This is a genomic window from Methylobacterium organophilum (assembly GCF_022533465.1).
Lineage (GTDB): Bacteria > Pseudomonadota > Alphaproteobacteria > Rhizobiales > Beijerinckiaceae > Methylobacterium > Methylobacterium organophilum.
Genome location: NZ_CP092848.1, coordinates 1,520,542 through 1,539,477 on the forward strand (window position 1 = coordinate 1,520,542; position 18,936 = coordinate 1,539,477).

The window sequence follows — 18,936 nt, forward strand, 5'->3', positions numbered from 1 at the left end:
AACGGCCTGAAAACATGTGACGACGCCGTGCCTTGCCGGACTTTGCGGCCTGCCGCAGGCTTCATGGAGCACAGCGAAAAGGGGCACGCGCGGAAGACGCGAGGTCCCGCCGGGGAGCGCCCAAGCCATGATCGCGTCTTTCGGCTTGGCCTTCCTGGCCGGCATCCTGTCGGTGCTCTCGCCCTGCGTGCTGCCCTTGCTCCCCCTGGTGCTGGGGGCGGCTGCCTCCGAGCATCGGCTCGGGCCGGTGGCGCTGGCGGCGGGGCTTGCCCTGTCCTTCACCGTGATCGGCCTGTTCGTCGCCACGATCGGCTTTGCCATCGGCCTCGATACGGGCGTCTTCCGGAGCGCTGCCGCGATCCTGCTGATCGCGATCGGGCTGGTGCTTGTCAGTCCCGCGGTGCAGACGCGGCTTGCGAGTGCTGGGGGGCCGGTCTCGAACTGGGCGGAGATGCGTTTCGGCCATCTCCCGGGACGCGGGCTCGGCGGGCAATTCGGCGTCGGGCTGCTCCTCGGGGCGGTCTGGAGCCCCTGCGTCGGCCCGACGCTCGGCGCCGCTTCGTTGCTGGCCGCGCAGGGAAAGGATCTCGCCAGCGTCCCGACGACGATGCTGCTCTTCGGCCTCGGCGCGGCCCTGCCGCTCCTCGTGTTCGGCACCCTCGCCCGGGGCCTGCTCGTGCGCGCCCGCGACCGGATGATGCGGGCTGGGCGCGGGCTCAAGCTGGCGCTCGGACTGATCCTCGTCGTCACCGGCCTCGCCATCGTCAGCGGGCTCGACAAGAGGCTGGAGACGGCCCTGGTCGAGGCCTCTCCGGCTTGGTTGACGGCGCTTACGACTCGGTACTGAGGGGTGGCTCAGGCCTCCGGCTCGCCCTGTGCATTCGCCCAGGCGCGGACCTGCTCCATCCAGGCGTCGGGGGAAAGCACGCTGATCCCGGGCAGCACCATCAGCGGGGTGATGCGCTCGGTCCGGTCGCGCTCGCCCAGCCGCACGGCGCCCTTGCGGGCGAACAGGCGCAGGATGTCGTTGAGCCGGATCTCGTCCGGCGGGTCGCTGCGGGTGGCGGTGCGGATCGCCTCGGCGATGTCGTCGGTGGTGCATTCGACGACGCCCTCGGTGGTGACGCGGTGGTCGCGCAGGCCCTCCTCGTAGGCAAGGCGCAAGGCGAGCAGCACCAGTGTCTCGTCCTTGCGCAGGCGCTCGGACTGGGCATCGTGGCGCACGCCCTCCTGGGGGACCCGCAGGAAGACCATCTGGTCGCGGTGGGACACCTCGAAGCCGTGCCCGAGGCAGGCGAAGTAGTCCTTGAAGAAGGGTGCATAGTGCCGGGCGATCTCGTAGGAGCGACCGATCCCCGTCGTCTGCGCGTAGACGCACTGGTTCTTCAGCAGCACCTGAAGCGCCCGCGTCAGTTCCTCCTCGCTCGGCGGTTTCGCGCCGGGCGGGGGCGGCTCCTCGCCGTCGACGATGGCGCGAAACGCTTCGAGCATGGTCCTCCCGTCTCCTCAGTTCCGCGGCCCGTGCCGCACCGACGCAGGGTTCTTGGCGGACCCGATGGCTCCGGCCGTCGTTTCCCGGGGATTGCAAGGGACGATTTCCTCAGGAGCCTGTCCATGACCCGGAACACCTTCCGTTGGCTGCTGGCGGGCGCGGGCGCAAGCCTCGCCGCCGGCCTGACGCTTTCTCCCGACGGAGCCTCCGCCCGCGGCGGCAGCTTCACGCCGCCCGGCGGCCAACTGGCAGCCACTGCTCCGGGCGGCACGCAGGGCCTCGCCGGCCCGCGCAACGTGTCCGAGGCCTCTCGCGGCGGCCATGCCTATGGCCGCCGCGAGAGGCTGCTCCGCGTCGATCCCTATGGCCGCCGCCCGGCGCCTGACGGCTTCGGCGAGGTCCCCGGCTGGTAGCGCTCGATCGTGAAATCCGGACAATCGAGCCAGCCATTCGCGAGGCGGCCCGGCTGCCGCAGCACGCGGTAGCGCTCGCCGAGGGCGCCGCCGAACAGCACATCGATCTCACGCAGGCGCTGGAACACGACGAAGTCGTCGACATCCGCGATGGGCAACGTCGAGCCGCGCAGCGTGTCCGTCTCCGACAGGCGCGCATCGAGAAAGGCGGTGATGCGCTCGGGGCTGATCTGGGTGCGTTGGCGGAAGGTGTCTTTGGCCTCGATGAAGGCCTCGATCGCAGGATCCAGGGTGATCTCGGGCAGCGCCTCGACGAAGATATCGGATCGTTGCGCGCGGGGCTTGCGCAGATGCGGCTCGCCAATGGGGAAGCGCAGCATCGCCACCTGCGGCACCGGCATGTCGGAGAGCTCGGCGGCGGCGGCCACCGCCCGCAGGGCCGCGGCCGTGCGCTCGATCCGGTCGGAGTCCCGATGGTCCATGTAGCGGAGCGCCGCCGCGATCCGGCGCTCCAGCCGGGCCACGATCTCGGCCACCGCGTCGAGATGCCGGTCGAGCCCCTCGAAGATCGACAGGATCTCGGCGAGATCCGCCCGCACGGCCTTCTCCGCCGCCGGCAGGTTCGGTGCCCGGCCCTCCCGCAGGCCGGCCTCGGCGAGGGCACGGATGGTGAGGGGATCGCGCAAGGCCCGGCCGGCCTCGCGCACGATGCCGGAGCGGAAGCGGAACGGATTGAAGCGCGTGTGCAGCGTCCGGTAGTCGCTGACGAGGTGGCGCGCCACGAATTCCTCGAAATACAGCCGGAAGGCCGCGCGCTGGTCCTCCTCGCGCAGGATGCGCTCCTCGATCTTGCGCATGGAGCCGGCGAGGCTGCGCAGGTGGCTGAGGAAGCTGCGCGAGGCCTTGGCCGCGTTCACCAGGGCTTCGGAGCGCTCGGCCGGGTTGGCCGTGGCGCTCTCCAGGCTGCCCAGCACCTCCAGCACGGCGCCGCCATAGGAGCGGGTCTCGCCCCGGTCGAGCCGGGCCAATTCCTCGATCAGGATGCGCGCCTCGGGATCGAAATCGACCACCGGCACGTAGCGCTCCCGCCGCTCCACCAGCCAGCCGGCATCGAGCAGGCGCCGGTAGACGGCGGAGCGCCGCTCCACCGGGTCGATGGGGGTGGTCTCGTCGTCGGCGATCTCGGGCTGCGTGAAGGCCGCGGAGAAATCCCCGATCGCGGCCAGAAGCTCGCTCTTGCGCACCGGCTCGGCGGTGTCCGCGAAGACCTTGGCGTTCAGGTGCAGCAACAGAGCCGCGTTGAAGGCGCGGCTGGGGGAGGCCAGGGGCCGGAAGAGATCGTCCGAGAGGCGGGTGAAGAGCATTGCGCCGGACAGAATCGACGTTCGTGTCCCCGGCGGCAAGAGCCGCCCCTTGCATCGTCCCCGCCTCTTGTCCGTTGTGGCGATGACCTCGCGAGACGATCGCGAAACGACGGCAAGGAGGCCGCCATGCGCATCGAGACCGTCTTCCTGTTCGATCTCGACGGAACGCTCGTCGACAGCGTCTATCAGCACGTGCTCGCCTGGAAGGAAGCCCTCGACGCGGAGGACATCCCGCTCTCGGTCTGGCGGATCCATCGCAAGATCGGCATGAGCGGCGGCCTGTTCACCAACCAACTCCTGCGCGAGACCGGCCTCGAGATGAACCCGGAACGGATGGACCGGCTGCGCCGGCTCCACGCGGAGGCTTATGCCCGCCTGTCCAAGGGCGTGGTGCCGCTCCCCGGCGCGAAGGCGCTGCTGCGCACGCTCACGGAGAACCGCATTCCCTGGGCGATCGCCACCAGCGGCCGGATGGAGACGGCGGGTCACAATCTCGTCGCCCTCGAGGTCGATCCCGAGAGCGTGCCGGTGGTGACCCGCGACCTCGTAAAATACGCCAAGCCCGACCCGGACCTGTTCCTCGCCGCCGCGGCCCGGCTCTCGGCCCCGATCGAGCATGCGGTGATCGTCGGCGATTCCATCTGGGACATGCTGGCAGCGCGCCGCTGCCGGGGGCTCGGCGTCGGACTGCTTTCGGGGGGCTACGGTTCGGACGAGCTGGAGCGTTCCGGCGCGGCGCGGGTCTACGCGGATCCGGCCGAGCTGCTCGAGCATCTGGACGAGGTCGGCGGACGGCGTTGAAGCAGGGCGCAGATGCGTCGGTCTGCCGCGCGGGGAGAACCGAATCCCTCGCTCCGTCGTTGGAGGGCCATTCGCTTCAGGCAGGGTTCAGCTTGCCTGTGGCAATTTCGCTTCAACAATCGAGGAGTTGATCGATGAAGAAGATCGCTGTGCTCTCGGCCGCTGCCTTGATGGCTGCCGGCACCCTTGCCTCCACCGGTGCCGAAGCGCGCGGCCGCGGTGGCGCGATCGCCGCGGGTGTGGTCGGTGGCCTTGCCGCCGGCGCTCTGCTCGGTGCCGCCGCCTCCAACAGCTACGGTTACAGTTATGGTGGGGGCTATGGCTACGCCGCCCCGGCCTATGGCTACGGCTACGCTCCGAGCTACGGGTACCGCAGCGTCGGCTACGACGATTACTACTATGCCCGTCCGCGCCGGGTGTATCGCAGCTACGACTACGATGCCGGCTATTCCTGGGGCGGCCCGACCTATTACGGCTACGGTTACTGAGCCGAGACTGACAGAGGCGCACGGATGGAGGGGCTGCACCGGAGGGTGCGGCCCCTCTCTCGTTTCAGGCTGCGTTCGAGGCTGCGGCGTCACGCTGCGCGATCGTCTCCGACCAGACCACGGCACGCCGGGCCATGCTGATATGCTGGCGCTCGTACATGCGCCCCTCGACCTTGATCGCGCCGCGCTTGGCGTTCTCGGGCAGGTCAAAGGCATCGATCACGAGGCGGGCGCGGCGAACTTCCTCCTCCGTGGGGGCGAAGGAAGTGTTGGCCGGCTCGATCTGGTTCGGGTGAATCAGGGTCTTGCCGTCGAAGCCGAGATCGCGGGCTTGGCGGCATTCCTCGCGGCAGCCATCCACGTCGGCGATGTCGTTCCAGACGCCGTCGAGGATGGTCAGCCCCTCGGCACGGGCGGCGGCGAGGGTGAACATCATCCACGGCAGCATCGGTACCCGGCCGCGCACCAACTGTGCCCAAGTGTCCTTGGCAAGGTCGTTGGTGCCGAGCACGAAGCAGGTGAGGCGGGAGCGCCGGTCGCGCCGCGCCTTGGCAATCTCCTGGATGTTGAGAATGGCCGCCGGCGTCTCGATCATCGCCCAGACCGCGATGTCGTCGGGGGCATCGAGCGCCTCGAGATGGTCGGCGATGCTTTCCAGCACTGCCGGGGAGGAGACCTTCGGCATCAGGATGGCGTCGGGCCGGGCCTCGATCGCCGCCCGCAGGTCCGCCTCGCCCCACGGCGTCTGGGGGGCGTTGACGCGGATGATGAGCTCACGGTGGCCGTAGCCGCCGCCCTTGACCGCGGCGCAGACCTGCTCGCGGGCGAGCACCTTCTCGTCGGGTCCGACCGCATCCTCGAGGTCGAGGATCAGAGCGTCGGCCGGCAGCGTCTTCGCCTTGTCGAGGGCTCTCTGGTTCGAGCCGGGCATATAGAGCACGCTGCGGCGCAGGCGCGGATCGGACATTGGCGTGGACTCCCTGTTGTGAAGCCATGGTAGCGCAGCGCAGCACTCATGCCAGCATTGCGCTCCCGCAATGCGGAAAGGCCGGCCACGTTTGAAACACCGGGCTTCGGGGCGCTAATAAGCGAGTCCGATCCGCAACAGCCAGAGTCGGGCGCCTCCCCCAATAGTCCGGAACGACCGATGCCGCTCATCCGCTTCGACCTGATCGAAGGCCGCTCCAAGGCCGAGCTGAAGACTCTGCTCGACGCCGCACACGAGGCGATGCTCGAAGCCTTCCAGGTGCCTGCGGGCGACCGCTACCAGATCGTCACCGAGCACAAGCCTTCGCGCATGATCGTCGAGGATACCGGCCTCGGCATCCCACGGACGAAGGACGTGGTCGTGGTGCAGGTGATCACCCGGCCGCGTGGTCGGGAGAAGAAGGAGCTGTTCTACCGTCTCCTCACCGAGAAGTTGCAGGCCGCCTGCGGCATCGCACCCGCTGACGTGATGATCTCGATGGTGGAGAACACCGACGAGGATTGGTCATTCGGTCACGGCCGCGCCCAGTTCCTCACCGGCGAACTCTGAGGTTCGATCTGCGGCGGCCCGCCCAGGCGAGCCGCCGCGTGCGATATGCCGAGGTCAGGGATGGACAGGACCAGCATCGGCCGGGACACGACCCTGTGCATGTCCCTGGCAGCCCGGCCCGGCACCTTCGGCTCGCGCTTTCATAATCATCTCTACGAACGACTCGGCCTCGACTACGTCTATAAGGCCTTCACCACGACGGATCTTCCCGCTGCCATCGGGGGGATCCGCGCGCTCGGCATTCGTGGCTGCGCGATCTCGATGCCATTCAAGGAGGCGGTGATCCCGCTCCTCGACGGGCTGGCCCCATCCGCCCAGGCGATCGACAGCGTCAACACCATCGTCAACGAGGGCGGTCGGCTCACCGGGCACAACACCGATTACAGCGCGGTCCGCAGTCTCCTCGAACAGTCGGGGATCGACCCGGCCACGCCGTTCCTGCTGCGCGGCAGCGGCGGGATGGCCAAGGCCGTCGCTGCCGCGCTGCACGATGGCGGCTTCCGGCAGGGAACGATCGTTGCCCGGAACGGGCGGAGCGGCCCGGCCCTGGCGGAAGCCTACGGCTATGGCTGGGCGGAGGATCTCGGGAGCCTCACCGCGCCCGTCCTGATCAACGTCACGCCCCTCGGCATGGCAGGGGGCGGCGAGGGGCAGCTCGCCTTCCCCGAGGCGATGATCGCGGCGGCGCAGGCTGTGTTCGACGTCGTCGCCCTGCCGGTGGAGACACCCTTCCTGCGGGCGGCCCGATCGCGGGGCAAGGCGACGATCTCGGGGGCCGAGGTCGCGGTGCTGCAGGCGCTCGAACAATTCGTGCTCTATACCGGCATCCGCCCCGAGCCAGCGGCCGTCGAGGCGGCGGCTGCCTTCGCCCGCGTCGGCTGATCGCCCTCTTCGATCAGAAGAAGACCGGCCGGGCCGTGGCCGTGTGCTCGGTCAGCACCGAGCCGGTGGCCGGATCGACCTCCTTGAGGAGGACGTCGTAGCCCCAGAGATTGGCGAGGTGCTGCAGCACGCGCCGGGCATCGTCCTTCTGCAGGGTGATGCGATTGAGCGCCTTGTGGTGCAGGATCAGCTTGCGATCGCCTTCGAGGTCGACATCGACCACCTCGATGTCGGGATCGAGCCAGGCCACGTCGTATTGCCGGGCAAAGGAGCGGCGCATCTTGCGGTAGCCGCGCTCGTCATGGATCGCCTCGACCCGCATCTCGGGTTCGTCGGGATCGTCGACGACGTGGAACAGGCGCATGTCGCGCATGAGCTTCGGCGACAGGAACTGGGCGATGAAGCTCTCGTCCCGATAGTTCTCCCAGCAATCGCGCAGGATCTCCATGCCGTCGCCACGGCCGGCGATGTCGGGGAACCACGCCCGATCCTCGTCGGTCGGGTCCTCGGCGATGCGGGCGATGTCCTGCATCATGGCGAAGCCGAGGGCATAGGGGTTGTGGCCGCCGAAGCCGCGCTCGTCGAAATTCGGCTGGCGGATGACGTTGGTGTGCGAGGTCAGGAACTCGAGATAGGCCGCCTCGTTGATCTGGCCCTTCTGCGAGAGCGCGTTCATGATCCGGTAGTGGCAGTAGGTGGCGCAGCCCTCGTTCATGACCTTGGTCTGGCGCTGCGGGTAGAAATACTGCGCCACCAAGCGGACGATGCGCAGGATCTCCCGCTGCCAGGGCCGCAGTCGTGGGGCCACCTTCTCCAAGAAGTAGAGCAGGTTCTCCTGGGGCAGCTCCAGAAGTGCCCGGCGGCGGTCGAGGGCCGGATCGGCCTTGGCGGCGCCGGCCTTCTGCGGCAGCGTGCGCCAGAGATCGTTGAAGATCTGCTCGCCGTGCTCCTCCCGTTCCCGCTCCCGGCGCTGCTCGGAGGCGAGGTCCGGCCGCTTCTTGCGGGGATAGCGGTGAACGCCCTGGCTCATCAGCGCATGTGCCGCATCGAGCAACTGCTCGACGGCATGGTGGCCGTAGCGCTCCTCGCAGCGCGCGATGTAGCGTTTGGCGAAGTCGAGATAGTCGAGGATGCCCTCGGCATCCGTCCATTGCCGGAAGAGATAGTTGTTCTTGAAGAAGTGGTTGTGGCCGAAGGCGGCGTGCGCGATCACGAGTGTCTGCATCGTGGCCGTGTTCTCCTCCATCACGTAGGAGATGCACGGATCCGAATTGATGACGATCTCATAGGCGAGGCCCATCAGGCCGCGCCGGTAGCTCGACTCGTGCTGGGCGAAGTGCTTGCCGAAGGACCAGTGCTTGTAGAACAGCGGCATGCCGATCGAGGCATAGGCGTCCAGCATCTGCTCGGCGGTGATGATCTCGATCTGGTTCGGATACCAGGACAGGCCGAGTTCGGGGCCGGCGATGCCCTCGCAGGCGTCGTGAATGCGCCGGATCGTATCGAAATCCCAGTCGTTGCCGGTGAACAGCAACTCGCCCAGTTTGGGCGCCGTGGACTTCGTGCGGCTCAGGCTCGCGGCCATGCGAGAATCCTTCTCGACGCGTCTCCCCTCTCCCATGTGGGGAGGGGCAAGGGTAGGGGTGGTTCAGGAGGCCCCGCCGGGCTTTTGTCCGGCACCGTCCCCACCTCCGACTCCTCCCCCGCGAGGGGGAAGAGCATAGAAGCTAGGCCTCCGCCTTGGCGTCCTGGCTTCGCCCGAACAGCTCGCGGAAGACGGGGTAGATATCCCGGCGGTGGTTGACCTTGCGCATGGCCAGCGGTTCGCCCGCCTTGGCCAGCGCCTCGTATGTGCGCCAGAGCGTGGTCCGGTGCTCCACGAAGCCGGCGCGGGGGCCGTTCTCGTCACCGACCTCGAGATAGGCGAAATGCTGGCAGGCCGGCAGGATGTGGCTGCGCAGAAGCTCGGTCGCGGTCGGTCCGTCGCTCGACACGTTGTCGCCGTCCGAGGCCTGGGCCGCATAGATATTCCAGTCGGCTGGGTCGTAGCGCTCGGTCACGATGCGCTTCATCTCGACCAGAGCCGAGGAGACCAGCGTGCCTCCGGTCTCGCGGGAGCCGAAGAAGGTCTCCTCGTCCACCTCCGTCGCCTTGTCGGTGTGGCGGATGAAGACGATCTCGACATGCTTGTAGCGGCGCGTCAGGAAGATGTGCAGCAGGATGTAGAAGCGCTTGGCGAGGTCCTTCATGTGCTCGGTCATCGAGCCGGACACGTCCATCAGGCAGAACATCACCGCCTGGGCGATGGGCCGCGGATAGGGCTCGAAGCGGCGGAAGCGCAGGTCGATCGGATCGACGTAGGGGATGCGCTTCGAGCGCTCGCGCAGGGCCTCCAGCTCCGCCGTCAGCTTGGGCAGGTCGGGATCGAATTCGTGGGTCTCGGCGATGCGGGCCTCGAGGGCGGCAAGCTCCTCGAGCTTCGGCCGCTTCAGGGCGATGCGCCGGGACATCGAGTTGCGCAGCGTGCGCGACAGGGCGAGGTTCGCCGGGGAACCGGACACCGTATAGCCGGCCCGGCGCAGGCCCTCCGTCTCGACCACCGACAGGCGGCGCTTGGCGAGATCGGGCAGTTCCAGGTCGTCGAGGAAGAGCTCCAGGAACTCGTCCCGGGTCAAGACGAAGTGGAAGGCGTCCTCGCTGTTCTCGGAGCCTTCGCCCCCCTCGCCGGCACCGCCCCCGCCCTGGCCGCCCGGCGGCCGCTCGATGCGGTCGCCCTCAACGTAGGTCTTGTTGCCGGGGATGATGTAGTCCTGCAGGCCCGTGCCGGGCTGGCGGCTGAAGCGGGGCTCGCGCACCCCGTCGCCGGGCACCGAAATCCGGCCATCCTTGCCGAGATCCTTGATGTCCTTCTCGCGGGCCGATTCCCGGACCGCGCGTTGCGCCATGTCCTTGACCCGACGCAGGAAGCGCTGGCGGTTCGGGAGGCTCTTGCCTCCCGGATTGAGCCGACGGTCGACGATGTGCATCCGGTGTCGCTTAGCGCCTCGTCTTCGAACCCTGGTCCCGGCCTGTCCCGGTCCGTGGGACCGGGACAACCGCCTTGAACGTGCGGCGGAGAGTCGGGCAGGCGCCGCATCGTCCGGGGCAGCCCGCTCAGCCCGCCTGTTTGACCCTCATGTACCACTCGACCAGCCGCCGGACCTGCCGTTCGGTATAGCCCCGCTCGGTCATGCGATCGACGAACTCGCCGTGTTTCTTCTCGGTCTCGCTGTCTTTCTTTGAACCAAAGGAAATGACGGGCAGCAGTTCCTCGACCTGGCTGAACATCCGCCGCTCGATCACCTCGCGCAGCTTCTCGTAGGAAGTCCAGGACGGATTGCGCCCGCCATGCTGGGCCCGCGAGCGCAGGGCGAACTTCACCACTTCGTTGCGGAAGTCTTTCGGATTGGCGATGCCCGCCGGCTTCTCGATCTTGGTGAGCTCCTGATTCAGGAGTTCGCGGTTGAGGAGCTGGCCGGTCTCGGCGTCCTTGAAGTCCTGATCCTCGATCCAGGCATCGGCGTAGTCGATGTAGCGGTCGAACAGGTTCTGCCCGTAATCGTGGTAGGACTCGAGATAGGCCTTCTGGATCTCGTGGCCGATGAACTCCGCATAGCGCGGGGCCAGCTCGGTCTTGATGAACTCCAAGTAGCGCTTCTCGGTTTCGGGGGCGAGCTGCTCGCGCCGGATCGCCTGTTCCAGCACGTACATCAGGTGCACGGGGTCGGCGGAGACCTCCGTGGTGTCGTGATTGAAGGTTGCGGCAAGCACCTTGAAGGCGAAGCGGGTCGAGATCCCGTCCATGCCCTCGTCGACGCCGGCGGTGTCCTTGTATTCCTGCATCGAGCGGGCGCGGGGATCGACCTCGCGAAGACTCTCGCCGTCATAAACGCGCATCTTCGAGAACAAGTTCGAATTCGCGTGCTCGCGCAGGCGGGAGAGCACCGAGAACCGGGCCAGCATCTCCAGCGTGCCCGGGGCGCAGGCGGCCTGCGACAGCTCCGAGCGGGAGATCAGCTTGTCGTAGATGTGCTGCTCCTCCGTCACTCGGAGGCAGTAGGGCACCTTGATGACGTAGATACGGTCGATGAAGGCTTCGTTGTTCTTGTTGGTCTTGAACGACTGCCACTCGGCCTCGTTCGAGTGGGCCAGGATCACGCCGGTGAAGGGGATCGCGCCGATATTCTCGGTGCCGACATAGTTGCCCTCCTGCGTCGCCGTGAGCAGGGGGTGCAGCATCTTGATCGGCGCCTTGAACATCTCGACGAATTCGAGAACGCCCTGGTTCGCCCGGTTGAGGCCACCCGAATAGGAGTAGGCGTCCGGATCGGCCTGGGAGAGGGTTTCGAGGCGGCGGATATCCACCTTGCCGACGAGCGAGGAGATGTCCTGGTTGTTCTCGTCGCCCGGCTCGGTCTTGGCGATGGCGATCTGGCGCAGGCGCGAGGGCCGGATCTTGATGACCTTGAAGCGCGAGATGTCGCCGTCGAACTCGTCGAGGCGCTTGAGCGCCCAGGGGCTCATCAGGCCGGTGAGCCGGCGCCGTGGTATGCCGAAGCGCTCCTCGATCTCCTGGCCCATGGTCTCGGGATCGAACAGGCCGAGCGGGCTCTCGAAGACCGGCGAGACCTCGTCCCCCGCCTTGAGCACGTAGATCGGGTGCACCTCCATCAGGGCCTTGAGGCGCTCGGCCAGGGAGGATTTGCCGCCGCCGACCGGCCCCAGCAGGTAGAGGATCTGCTTGCGCTCTTCGAGGCCCTGGGCCGCGTGGCGGAAGAACGAGACGATCCGCTCGATCGTCTCTTCCATGCCATAGAATTCGGAGAAGGCCGGGTAGATCCGGATGGTCCGGTTCATGAACACGCGGCCGAGGCGGGGATCCCGGGCGGTGTCGACCATCTCCGGCTTGCCGATCGCGTCGAGAATGCGCTCGGCCGCGCTCGCGTACATCAGAGGCTCGTCCCGGCAGGCCTCAAGATACTCGGAGAGCGTCATCTCCGTGTCTCGGCGCGCCTCGTAACCACGAGCGAAGCTCTGGAACAGGTCGTTCGTCGAGTGCGTCGGCATTCGAACACCCCTTCACGCTGGAGACAGCTTCATCCTGTCTCGACTCCGATGCAACTGACATCGCATGTTTTGTCGCACCGCAATGACGACGGATCCACCGCGTGGGAAACGGGTCACACCTTTAACGAACGAAGTCGGTTAGATGCCCGGTTACCTCGGTATTGCCCCGGGCACAGGGGCAGCCGAGCCCCTGTGCGCTGCAGCAAGCAGGCCTGGAGAGCTGCGCGCTGTTCACAGGTCTGTCGTGCCCTTGGAGCCGACGTCCTTCTTCTTCTCGTCGGCCTTGCCCTCGCCGGCCTTCGCATCGACGGTGATGCGGATATCCTGCTTCTCGACCGTGCCCTCGGCGGTCTTGATTTCCACCGTCACCGCATCGGCGCCGCTGAAGCCGGCCTTGCTCTGGTAGTAGAGCGCCTGCACCTCCGCTTCCTTGTTCGGGCAGCGGTAGCTCGCGGGCGTCTTCAGCTTGGTGGCTCTCGTGACGAGCTTGCCGTTCTTCGGAGCTTCCGTCACGCGGATCTCCGGAGTCGGGCCGGGCGAGCAGTCCTTCTTGAGGTTGGGGGCGATCACGAGACGGACCACCTTGCCCGGTGCCGCGGTCTCGCTGCGGGTCACCGTGGTCTGGGCCAGGGCTGGGCTCGCTGTCAGGAACAGCGCGGCACAGAAGGCGGTGGTCGGACGGAGGGCGGGCATCGTCAGGTCTCTCCCGGTAACACGGCGCGGTTCGTCGCTCGGATCCGCGTCCCCGATGTGGGAGGCGGCGGACGCCACGTCGAGGGTGATCGCGCTGGTTGCGGACCGATCAGTGTTGGAGGGCGGCGGCGACAGCGCCGGTCACCCGGGCGAGCTGGGTTGCGTCAAGCTCTCCGCTCAGGGCCGCGAGCAGATGCTTCTCGATGCGCTCGCGCTCGCCGAGATCGGCAATCGGCGTGACTGGGATGTCGTTTTCCTTGAGCGCGCAGGCCTTGCGGATGGTGTCGGCGGCCTTGAGCAGGTGCTCGCGCTCGGTCGGTCCCATCTCCCAGAGGGGATTGCGCAGGCGGCTGATCACCCGGCGCGCATCGCGATATTCGCGATCGACGGTCGTTAGTGCCTCGATCTGGCTGACGAGGAACATCAGCTCGAGCACTTCCGAGGCGGCATCGGGGCAGATCCGCACGATCCGCATGACGCGGGCGATCAGCTCCTGGGTCGGCGACATCTGGCGGCGGGGCTCGGCCATGGCGCCTCAACGCCCTTCCTCGCGCAAAGTTCGATCACGGCCCTCGCGGAGTCAGGGCTCTTCGGAGTCCCCGGCCTCGAGCCGCTGCAGCAAGGCACGGCAGCCTCGAAGCTCGGCGAGTGCGCCCTCAAGGGCGACGCGCCCGCCGGGCGACAGGGTCTCCCCGGGAACGGCTTCGTTCTCCGGTTCCGGGGCGCCCGCCTCGGCCTCGCCGCGCCCGACCGCCTGCACGAAGCGCACGCCCTTCTCTTTCAGGACCCGCTGCGCGCCCTTGATGGTGTAGCCCTGGCGATGGAGCAGGTGCTGCACGCCCTTGATGAGATCGACGTCGTCGGGCCGGTAGTAGCGGCGGCCGCCCGCCCGCTTCAGCGGCTTGATCTGGGGAAAGCGCGTCTCCCAGAAGCGCAGCACGTGCTGGGGCGTTGCCAACTCCTCGGCGACTTCGGTGATGGTTCGGAAGGCGCCGGGGCGCTTGTCGGTCCGATCCTCGTTCGGGCCGGAGGCGAGATTGAGGGCGAGCGGCATCGGTGAGGCTCAGCGGACGGCGTTTCGCGAGACCAGCGACACTTCGGCTCCCTCAATCCTCGTCGGAATCCGCGGCGCCGTTCAGGCCATTGATGCGGGCCTTCAATACGTTGGAGGGCTTGAACACCATGACCTGGCGGGGCTCGATCTCGACCTCGACGCCGGTCTTCGGATTGCGGCCGACCCGCTTGCCCTTGGAGCGCACCACGAAGGAGCCGAAGGAGGACAGCTTCACCGTCTCTCCGGCTTCGAGGGTCCCGCAGATCTCGGCGAGCACGGTTTCGACGAGGGCAGCTGATTCCGAGCGCGACAGGCCGACCTGCTGATAGACGGCCTCGCTCAGATCGGCGCGTGTGACCGTCTTCCCCGACATGCGTTCACCCCCTTTGGGCCGACTCGACCGCGACCGCGTATCTCTATGATGCGGAACGCTAATCGGCGTACAGGCGTGGGTCAACCGAAGCTTGCGGTTGACAGCTCATGCCGCTTCGGGCAACGGCGCCGGCCCGCTCACCAGCGGATCAGGGCGGCGCCCCAGGTGAAGCCGCCACCGATCGCCTCGATCATCACGAGGTCGCCCTCGCGGATGCGCCCGTCCCGGCAGGCGGCGTCGAGGGCAAGCGGGATCGAGGCGGCCGATGTGTTGCCGTGCCGGTCGACCGTCAGCACCACCTTCTCGCGGGCGATGCCGAGCTTGTCGGCAGAGGCCTCGATGATCCTGCGATTCGCCTGATGCGGCACGAACCAGCTGAGATCCTCGGCGGTGGTGCCCGAGGCGCGGAAGGTCTCCTCGATCACGTCGGTCACCGAGCCGACGGCGAAGCGGAAGACCTCCTTGCCCTCCATGCGCAGCTTGCCAGTGGTCCCGGTCGAGCCCGGACCGCCATCCACGTAGAGCTTCGCGCGGTGACGCCCGTCCGAGCGCAGGCAGCTCGCCAGAACGCCGCGATCGGCTGTGGTGCCGCCGCCCTCCCGCGCTTCGAGGACGACGGCGCCCGCCCCGTCGCCGAACAGCACGCAGGTGGTGCGGTCCTCCCAGTCGACGATGCGGGAGAAAGTCTCCGCCCCGACCACGAGGGCACGCTTGGCTGCGCCGGTGGCGAGATAGCGGTCGGCGGTCGCGACGGCGAAGACGAAGCCGGCACAGACGGCCTGGAGGTCGAAGGCGAATCCGGTCTCGATGCCCAGCATCGCCTGGATCTGGGTGGCGGTGGACGGGAAGGTGTGATCGGGCGTCGAGGTGGCACAGATGACGAGATCGATGTCGGCGCCGGAGAGACCGGCCCGATCGAGGGCCGCCTTCGCCGCCTGCGCTCCGAGCACGGAGGTGGTCTCGTCGGGGCCGGCGATGTGGCGCTGCCGGATGCCCGTGCGCTGCACGATCCACTCGTCCGACGTCTCGACCCGGGTTTCCAGATCGGCATTCGTGACGACCTGCCTCGGCAGGTAGGAGCCGCAGCCGACGACGACGGAGCGCAGGAGCGCCATCTGATCGGTCCTTTCTAAATCTGCACGACCGCGGGCGTGCGCTCGAGCATGTCACGGATCGTGCGCATCAGATCGTGGCGGGCCATGTCGTGGGCGAGGTCGACTGCCGCCGCGAAGCCCTGCGCGTTCTCCGAGCCGTGGCTCTTGATGACGATGCCTTCGAGCCCGAGGAACACGCCACCATTGGCCCGGCTCGGATTCATCTTCTCGCGCAGGGCCGCGAAGGCCTGGCGCGCGAAGAGATAGCCGATCTTGGCCGAGAGCGTGCGCCCCATGGCCGCTTTCAGATACGTCGCGATCTGCTTGGCTGTTCCCTCGGCGGTCTTGAGGGCGATGTTACCGGTGAAGCCTTCGGTGACGACGACATCCGTCGTGCCACGGCCGAGATCGGTGCCCTCGACGAAGCCGTAATAGGAGAAATTGGCGGGGTCGTTCTCCCGCAGAAGACGGGCGGCCTCCTTGACGGCCTCGTTACCCTTCATCTCCTCGGTGCCGACATTGAGCAGGCCGACCGAGGGGGTGTCGATGTCGAGGACGATGCGGGCCATGGCCGCACCCATGACCGCCATCTCGACAAGATGCTCGGCATCGGTGCCGATGGTGGCGCCAACATCGAGCACTACGCTCTCGCCGCGGATCGTCGGCCACAGACAGGCGATGGCCGGGCGTTCGATGCCCGCCATGGTCTTCAGGCAGATCTTCGACATCGCCATGAGCGCGCCGGTATTGCCTGCCGAGACCGCGGCCTGGGCCTCGCCGTCGCGCACCGCCTGGATCGCGCGCCACATCGAGGACTTGCCCCGGCCCTGGCGCACCGCCTGGCTCGGCTTATCGTCCATGGCGACGGAGACCGTGGTGTGGCGGATCTCGACGGCGCCCTTCAGGCGCGGCTCGGCCTCGACAAGGGGGCGGACCACCGCCTCGTCACCGAACATCAGGAAGGTGGTCTCGGGATGCCGTTCCCGGGCGATGGCCGCGCCCGGGACGACGGTCGAGGGTCCGTGATCGCCGCCCATGGCGTCGAGCGAGATGCAAACGCGTGCCGACATGTCTTCCGTGTCGCTGCCTCGGGGAGAGGCTCAGCTTCCGCGGGACCCACGCCTGTTACGCGGCCCGCCCAATGGCGCGCGGAAAATAGCGATCGAGCGGCGGGGGGCAAACGAAAACTGCAGGGCTTGGCTCAGCCCTCCCCCTCGCGCAGGCGACCGAGCGCTGCGAATGGGCTCGTATCTGCCCCGACGCTCACGGTCTCGAAGTCGATGCCGGGCTTGCGCGGATAGGGATCGAGCCCGAGCGCGAGGAACTCCGCGGTGAGAGCGCCGAAATCGATCCGGCCGTTTGTGATGGGGTCGGGGGTGTCGACGTTCTCGGCACCGTCTCCGGCCTCGTCCATCGCGAGGTCGGAGAAGGTGATGTCCACGGGCTCGGACACCGCCGCCTCGAAGCCTTCCAGGCTCGCCGTGCAAGTCTGCGTCACGAGGGCTTCGACGCTTCCCGTCACGTGAAGCCGCTCCTGCGAGCCCGAGAGCCGGAAGCGGCCGACGAGGCCGCGGATCGCCGGGAGGCCGAAATCCTGCGCCAGCGCCACGCATTCCGCCTCGCTCGCCTCGACGACGATCTCGGCGCGGTTGCGCAGGAGCCGCTCGACCGGCATCGACCGCGAGAGCGGGCTGGTCTCGGGCCGGGTCGGCCCGGATCGGGTGTCGGAACGCGTCATGCAGCCCTCCCTGGGTGGTGGAACGACGCCGGGTCGGCGAAGCACGGGCCGGACCCGAGCAGGGCGTCGAGATCGAGGCCGGACAGGGTCCCGGCGCTGGCCATCACATAATCGGCCAGGGCGCCGGCTCCCGCCTCGGCCGCCTCGGCGCCGAGCAGGTTGCGCGCCAATGCCGCGGCGAGGCCGGCCCGGTCGCCCGCCCCGAGGGGCGCGCCGTAGCTGTCGGCCCGCCCGTAGAAGGCGGCGGCGAGCTTCTTCATGCGCTTGGGAACGCCGATGTCGCCGACGCCGAGCTCGCGCAGGGAGGCGTCGAGCTGGCGGAAGACGGAATCGACGAGGTCCTGCGCCACGTCGCCCGCCGGCGCGGGCAGCGCATCCAGGCGGCGCAGGACGAGGATCACGTGCAGGCACAGGGCCTCGAACCGGCCCTCGACCGTGTCGGGAACGCCGAGCCCCTCGTAGAGGGCCGGCGCCCGGGCCGCCGCGTTGACGCGGGCGTGGAGGAGGCGGATCGCCGCGCCGTTCGGATCCCGGCGGCGCAGGAAGCTCAGGATCATCGCATCCTCCGGATGCCGGCCCGCTGTGGCCGAGCTTGCCTTGTCAAAGCCATAACCCCGCGGTACGGCAGCCAACGGTCAAGGTGCAAGCCCGGTAGACGCGCGAGAGAAATCGCGGTGGGCGCCACCTCCGGAACAAGGGGCCTCGATGTCGCGCCGTCTCGTCTCCTCGCTCGCACGGCTCGCCGTGCTCGGTCTGGTCGGCACGGGGCTCTCCGCCTGCATCGGCGAGGAGCTGCGTCACGGCTACCAGGTCGATCAGGCGGCGCTCGCCACCGTCAAGCCCGGCATGAGCGCCGAGCAGGTGCTGCAGATCCTCGGCACGCCCTCCACCGTGTCCACCGTGGGCAACAAGTCCTGGTACTACATCACCCAGAACACCCGCCGCACGGTGCTGTTCCTGGGCGAGTCGGTCGAGGACCAGAAGGTGACCGCGGTCTATTTCAACGGCGGCATGCGGGTGGAGCGGGTGGCGCTCTACGGCCTGCAGGACGGCCGCATCTTCGACTTCATCGAGCGGACCACGCCGACGAGCGGCGCCGACCGCGCCTTCCTCAGCCAGCTCTTCCGCGGCCTGACCCGCTACGAGCCCTTCGGCTCGGGCGCGGGCGCCTCGGTGGTGCCGGGCGCGAACCGGGGCCAGTAAGGTCCCTCGCCAAGAACCCTCCGCGGAAAGCCGGCCTGAGCCTCAGGCCGGCACCAGGGCTTCGAGCAGCGCCTCCGGCCGGCTCAGCAGAAGATCGGGGCCGCGCGCCGCGAGCGCGTCCGCCCGCGTGTAGCCCCAGCCCACGGCGCCGAAGCGGCAGCCGACGGCGCGGGCGGCCTCCCAGTCCCGGATCTCGTCCCCGATCGACAGCGCCGCGCCCGGCGGGACGCCGCAGCGCCGCAGCAGCGCCTGGAGGCGCCGGGCCTTGCCGAACAACGCCGCGCCGCAGGCGTAGTGCCCGATCCGGGCGGCCGCCTCCGGCCCGAGGACGCGGCGCACATTCGCCTCGGTGTTCGAGCTGAGCAGCGCCAAGGCGAGGCCCTGCGCCTGGAGCGCGGCCAGCATCTCCGGGATGCCGGGAAACAGCCGCATCGTCCCGGCATCCCGGGCGGCGAGCCCGTGCATGTGACGGGCGATGGCGGGGACCTTCCACAGGGGCACGCCGAGCTGCTTGAGAACGCCGTGGGCGTCGAGGCCGCGCAGGGTGTCGATCTCGTGCGCCGCGACCCGGCGGAAGCCGAAGCGGTCGGCGACCTCGTTCAGCACGCCGCAGAACCAGGGAAAGGTGTCGGCCAGCGTCCCGTCGAAATCGAACACGACGAGGCGACAGGCAGGGCGCGTGACGGCGTCCAAGGGGC

22 protein-coding genes are annotated in these 18,936 nt (G+C 68.3%); 7 read left to right on the top strand and 15 right to left on the bottom strand.

Going from position 1 to position 18,936, the window contains the following annotated elements:
- Positions 1–127: 127 nt before the first annotated feature.
- Entirely contained in the window at positions 128–847 is a 720-nt protein-coding gene (locus MMB17_RS07010; RefSeq protein ID WP_241101558.1) for a cytochrome c biogenesis CcdA family protein, read from the top strand.
- A gap of 8 nt (positions 848–855) precedes the next feature.
- Here the strand turns inward: MMB17_RS07010 and MMB17_RS07015 are convergent, their stop codons facing one another.
- On the bottom strand, positions 856–1,491 hold the full coding sequence (locus MMB17_RS07015) for a DUF4194 domain-containing protein (RefSeq protein WP_238309373.1): 636 nt from the start codon (positions 1,489–1,491) through the stop codon (positions 856–858).
- A 123-nt stretch (positions 1,492–1,614) separates the two neighbouring features.
- Here MMB17_RS07015 and MMB17_RS07020 point away from each other — a divergent pair, with 123 nt between their 5' ends.
- On the top strand, positions 1,615–1,905 hold the full coding sequence (locus tag MMB17_RS07020; RefSeq protein ID WP_241101559.1) for a hypothetical protein: 291 nt from the start codon (positions 1,615–1,617) through the stop codon (positions 1,903–1,905).
- Here MMB17_RS07020 and MMB17_RS07025 read toward each other — a convergent pair.
- Positions 1,854–3,269 (bottom strand): Wadjet anti-phage system protein JetA family protein, encoded by a 1,416-nt coding sequence (locus MMB17_RS07025; RefSeq protein ID WP_241101560.1) that lies wholly within the window; start codon positions 3,267–3,269, stop codon positions 1,854–1,856. The two genes, MMB17_RS07020 and MMB17_RS07025, sit on opposite strands and share 52 nt — an antisense overlap.
- A 126-nt stretch (positions 3,270–3,395) precedes the next feature.
- Here MMB17_RS07025 and MMB17_RS07030 point away from each other — a divergent pair, with 126 nt between their 5' ends.
- Both MMB17_RS07030 and MMB17_RS07035 read left to right on the top strand, forming a co-directional pair.
- A complete protein-coding gene (locus MMB17_RS07030) occupies positions 3,396–4,070 on the top strand; it encodes an HAD family hydrolase (protein ID WP_241101561.1) in 675 nt (224 codons plus the stop codon).
- A 134-nt stretch (positions 4,071–4,204) separates the two neighbouring features.
- Positions 4,205–4,558, top strand: coding sequence for a hypothetical protein (locus tag MMB17_RS07035; RefSeq protein ID WP_241101562.1), 354 nt, complete (start codon positions 4,205–4,207; stop codon positions 4,556–4,558).
- A gap of 64 nt (positions 4,559–4,622) precedes the next feature.
- Here MMB17_RS07035 and MMB17_RS07040 read toward each other — a convergent pair whose 3' ends face one another.
- Positions 4,623–5,525: an HpcH/HpaI aldolase/citrate lyase family protein gene (locus MMB17_RS07040; RefSeq protein WP_238309368.1), complete on the bottom strand. Its 903-nt coding sequence runs from the start codon at positions 5,523–5,525 to the stop codon at positions 4,623–4,625.
- Positions 5,526–5,705: 180 nt separating this feature from the next.
- On the opposite strand from MMB17_RS07040, the gene MMB17_RS07045 reads away from it, so the two are divergent.
- Both MMB17_RS07045 and MMB17_RS07050 read left to right on the top strand, forming a co-directional pair.
- Entirely contained in the window at positions 5,706–6,095 is a 390-nt protein-coding gene (locus tag MMB17_RS07045; RefSeq protein ID WP_238309367.1) for a tautomerase family protein, read from the top strand.
- Positions 6,096–6,155: 60 nt separating this feature from the next.
- The gene (locus MMB17_RS07050) at positions 6,156–6,977 is read left to right on the top strand and encodes a shikimate 5-dehydrogenase (protein WP_241101563.1); all 822 of its coding nucleotides are present in this window, start codon (positions 6,156–6,158) and stop codon (positions 6,975–6,977) included.
- A 13-nt stretch (positions 6,978–6,990) separates the two neighbouring features.
- Here the strand turns inward: MMB17_RS07050 and MMB17_RS07055 are convergent, their stop codons facing one another.
- From MMB17_RS07055 to MMB17_RS07105, 11 genes are all read right to left on the bottom strand, one after another.
- Positions 6,991–8,562: a SpoVR family protein gene (locus MMB17_RS07055; RefSeq protein ID WP_241101564.1), complete on the bottom strand. Its 1,572-nt coding sequence runs from the start codon at positions 8,560–8,562 to the stop codon at positions 6,991–6,993.
- A gap of 142 nt (positions 8,563–8,704) precedes the next feature.
- The gene (locus MMB17_RS07060; protein WP_241101565.1) at positions 8,705–10,003 is read right to left on the bottom strand and encodes a YeaH/YhbH family protein; all 1,299 of its coding nucleotides are present in this window, start codon (positions 10,001–10,003) and stop codon (positions 8,705–8,707) included.
- 127 nt (positions 10,004–10,130) lie between these two features.
- The gene (locus MMB17_RS07065) at positions 10,131–12,083 is read right to left on the bottom strand and encodes a PrkA family serine protein kinase (protein WP_238309363.1); all 1,953 of its coding nucleotides are present in this window, start codon (positions 12,081–12,083) and stop codon (positions 10,131–10,133) included.
- A 231-nt stretch (positions 12,084–12,314) separates the two neighbouring features.
- On the bottom strand, positions 12,315–12,776 hold the full coding sequence (locus MMB17_RS07070) for a 4-aminobutyrate aminotransferase (RefSeq protein ID WP_238309362.1): 462 nt from the start codon (positions 12,774–12,776) through the stop codon (positions 12,315–12,317).
- Between the two features lie 109 nt (positions 12,777–12,885).
- The gene (locus MMB17_RS07075) at positions 12,886–13,305 is read right to left on the bottom strand and encodes a hypothetical protein (RefSeq protein WP_241101566.1); all 420 of its coding nucleotides are present in this window, start codon (positions 13,303–13,305) and stop codon (positions 12,886–12,888) included.
- A gap of 51 nt (positions 13,306–13,356) precedes the next feature.
- A complete protein-coding gene (locus MMB17_RS07080) occupies positions 13,357–13,830 on the bottom strand; it encodes a MerR family transcriptional regulator (protein ID WP_241101567.1) in 474 nt (157 codons plus the stop codon).
- 52 nt (positions 13,831–13,882) lie between these two features.
- Positions 13,883–14,203 carry an integration host factor subunit alpha gene (locus tag MMB17_RS07085; protein ID WP_241101568.1) on the bottom strand — a complete coding sequence of 107 codons (321 nt, stop codon included), beginning with the start codon at positions 14,201–14,203 and terminating at the stop codon, positions 13,883–13,885.
- Between the two features lie 137 nt (positions 14,204–14,340).
- Positions 14,341–15,318, bottom strand: coding sequence for a beta-ketoacyl-ACP synthase III (locus tag MMB17_RS07090; RefSeq protein WP_241101569.1), 978 nt, complete (start codon positions 15,316–15,318; stop codon positions 14,341–14,343).
- Positions 15,319–15,332: 14 nt separating this feature from the next.
- Positions 15,333–16,367: a phosphate acyltransferase PlsX gene (plsX, locus tag MMB17_RS07095; protein ID WP_241101570.1), complete on the bottom strand. Its 1,035-nt coding sequence runs from the start codon at positions 16,365–16,367 to the stop codon at positions 15,333–15,335.
- Between the two features lie 131 nt (positions 16,368–16,498).
- Positions 16,499–17,035 carry a YceD family protein gene (locus MMB17_RS07100; protein WP_241101571.1) on the bottom strand — a complete coding sequence of 179 codons (537 nt, stop codon included), beginning with the start codon at positions 17,033–17,035 and terminating at the stop codon, positions 16,499–16,501.
- Positions 17,032–17,592 (bottom strand): ubiquinol-cytochrome C chaperone family protein, encoded by a 561-nt coding sequence (locus MMB17_RS07105; RefSeq protein ID WP_241101572.1) that lies wholly within the window; start codon positions 17,590–17,592, stop codon positions 17,032–17,034. Before MMB17_RS07105 ends, MMB17_RS07100 begins: the two co-directional genes overlap by 4 nt.
- Before the next feature lie 148 nt (positions 17,593–17,740).
- Between MMB17_RS07105 and MMB17_RS07110 the strand changes: the two genes are divergently transcribed.
- Positions 17,741–18,238 carry an outer membrane protein assembly factor BamE gene (locus MMB17_RS07110; protein ID WP_238309354.1) on the top strand — a complete coding sequence of 166 codons (498 nt, stop codon included), beginning with the start codon at positions 17,741–17,743 and terminating at the stop codon, positions 18,236–18,238.
- 42 nt (positions 18,239–18,280) lie between these two features.
- Here the strand turns inward: MMB17_RS07110 and MMB17_RS07115 are convergent, their stop codons facing one another.
- Entirely contained in the window at positions 18,281–18,931 is a 651-nt protein-coding gene (locus tag MMB17_RS07115) for an HAD hydrolase-like protein (protein WP_238309353.1), read from the bottom strand.
- Positions 18,932–18,936: the final 5 nt, after the last annotated feature.

What these genes read in the sequence shown, in the direction of transcription:
- MMB17_RS07025 (WP_241101560.1), bottom strand. Translation starts at nt 3,269, where the DNA reads ATGCTCTTCACCCGCCTCTCGGACGATCTCTTCCGGCCCCTGGCCTCC.
- MMB17_RS07065 (WP_238309363.1), bottom strand. Translation starts at nt 12,083, where the DNA reads ATGCCGACGCACTCGACGAACGACCTGTTCCAGAGCTTCGCTCGTGGT.
- MMB17_RS07050 (WP_241101563.1), top strand. Translation starts at nt 6,156, where the DNA reads ATGGACAGGACCAGCATCGGCCGGGACACGACCCTGTGCATGTCCCTG.
- MMB17_RS07010 (WP_241101558.1), top strand. Translation starts at nt 128, where the DNA reads ATGATCGCGTCTTTCGGCTTGGCCTTCCTGGCCGGCATCCTGTCGGTG.
- MMB17_RS07080 (WP_241101567.1), bottom strand. Translation starts at nt 13,830, where the DNA reads ATGCCGCTCGCCCTCAATCTCGCCTCCGGCCCGAACGAGGATCGGACC.
- MMB17_RS07105 (WP_241101572.1), bottom strand. Translation starts at nt 17,592, where the DNA reads ATGATCCTGAGCTTCCTGCGCCGCCGGGATCCGAACGGCGCGGCGATC.
- MMB17_RS07090 (WP_241101569.1), bottom strand. Translation starts at nt 15,318, where the DNA reads ATGGCGCTCCTGCGCTCCGTCGTCGTCGGCTGCGGCTCCTACCTGCCG.
- MMB17_RS07100 (WP_241101571.1), bottom strand. Translation starts at nt 17,035, where the DNA reads ATGACGCGTTCCGACACCCGATCCGGGCCGACCCGGCCCGAGACCAGC.
- MMB17_RS07055 (WP_241101564.1), bottom strand. Translation starts at nt 8,562, where the DNA reads ATGGCCGCGAGCCTGAGCCGCACGAAGTCCACGGCGCCCAAACTGGGC.
- MMB17_RS07070 (WP_238309362.1), bottom strand. Translation starts at nt 12,776, where the DNA reads ATGCCCGCCCTCCGTCCGACCACCGCCTTCTGTGCCGCGCTGTTCCTG.
- MMB17_RS07020 (WP_241101559.1), top strand. Translation starts at nt 1,615, where the DNA reads ATGACCCGGAACACCTTCCGTTGGCTGCTGGCGGGCGCGGGCGCAAGC.
- MMB17_RS07015 (WP_238309373.1), bottom strand. Translation starts at nt 1,491, where the DNA reads ATGCTCGAAGCGTTTCGCGCCATCGTCGACGGCGAGGAGCCGCCCCCG.
- MMB17_RS07040 (WP_238309368.1), bottom strand. Translation starts at nt 5,525, where the DNA reads ATGTCCGATCCGCGCCTGCGCCGCAGCGTGCTCTATATGCCCGGCTCG.
- MMB17_RS07060 (WP_241101565.1), bottom strand. Translation starts at nt 10,003, where the DNA reads ATGCACATCGTCGACCGTCGGCTCAATCCGGGAGGCAAGAGCCTCCCG.
- MMB17_RS07030 (WP_241101561.1), top strand. Translation starts at nt 3,396, where the DNA reads ATGCGCATCGAGACCGTCTTCCTGTTCGATCTCGACGGAACGCTCGTC.
- MMB17_RS07110 (WP_238309354.1), top strand. Translation starts at nt 17,741, where the DNA reads ATGTCGCGCCGTCTCGTCTCCTCGCTCGCACGGCTCGCCGTGCTCGGT.
- MMB17_RS07035 (WP_241101562.1), top strand. Translation starts at nt 4,205, where the DNA reads ATGAAGAAGATCGCTGTGCTCTCGGCCGCTGCCTTGATGGCTGCCGGC.
- plsX (WP_241101570.1), bottom strand. Translation starts at nt 16,367, where the DNA reads ATGTCGGCACGCGTTTGCATCTCGCTCGACGCCATGGGCGGCGATCAC.
- MMB17_RS07085 (WP_241101568.1), bottom strand. Translation starts at nt 14,203, where the DNA reads ATGTCGGGGAAGACGGTCACACGCGCCGATCTGAGCGAGGCCGTCTAT.
- MMB17_RS07075 (WP_241101566.1), bottom strand. Translation starts at nt 13,305, where the DNA reads ATGGCCGAGCCCCGCCGCCAGATGTCGCCGACCCAGGAGCTGATCGCC.
- MMB17_RS07045 (WP_238309367.1), top strand. Translation starts at nt 5,706, where the DNA reads ATGCCGCTCATCCGCTTCGACCTGATCGAAGGCCGCTCCAAGGCCGAG.